This window comes from Blastococcus sp. SYSU DS0616, from assembly GCF_054051015.1.
In genome coordinates, this window is the sequence record NZ_JBJHAJ010000064.1 from 1 (window position 1) to 552 (window position 552).

Annotated in this window: 2 protein-coding genes; both read right to left on the reverse strand. The window is 67.0% G+C overall.

Annotated elements, in window-relative coordinates; genetic code table 11:
- Positions 1-126, reverse strand: a 126-nt coding sequence (locus ACI79K_RS21125) for a flagellin N-terminal helical domain-containing protein (protein WP_456599744.1), incomplete at its 3' end; no start/stop codon positions are given.
- Positions 127-349: 223 nt separating this feature from the next.
- Positions 350-552: flagellin (locus ACI79K_RS21130; protein ID WP_456600684.1), on the reverse strand; the 203-nt coding region annotated here is incomplete at its 5' end.

Consider the following 552-nt stretch of genomic DNA (forward strand, 5'->3'; position numbering starts at 1 on the left):
GGCGGCGCGGTTGATGCGGAAGCCGGAGGAGAGCTTCTCCAGCGACTTGCTCATCTGGCTGTCGGTGATCGACAGGTTGCGGTGAGCGTTGAGCGCCGCGATGTTCTGGTTGATGCGCAGACCCATGGGAATCCTCCGTGGACGGGGTCGTACTCGTTGTTCCGCGGCATCCGTGCTGCGGGTCGTGCTGAGTCGCCCGGGTTGTTACGGCAGGACCGGCTGTTGGTTGAGGCGAAGCGGTGTCTTCTCCGAGCCGCGTCGGAAAAGCAGCGAGGGGGGAGGCCCGAAGGCCTCCCCCCTCACCCGGGGTGGTGCTGAGGTGTCGTGGCTCAGCTGCTCAGTGCTGGGATCAGCGGAGCAGCGAGAGGACGCCCTGCGAGGCCTGGTTGGCCTGGGCGAGCATCGCGGTGCCGGCCTGGGACAGAATCTGGGAGCGGGTGAACCCGACCATCTCCTGGGCCATGTCGGCGTCCCGCACGCGGCTCTCGGACGCGGAGAGGTTCTCCACCGCGACGTTGAGCGAGTTGATGGTGCTCTCCAGGCGGTTCTGCG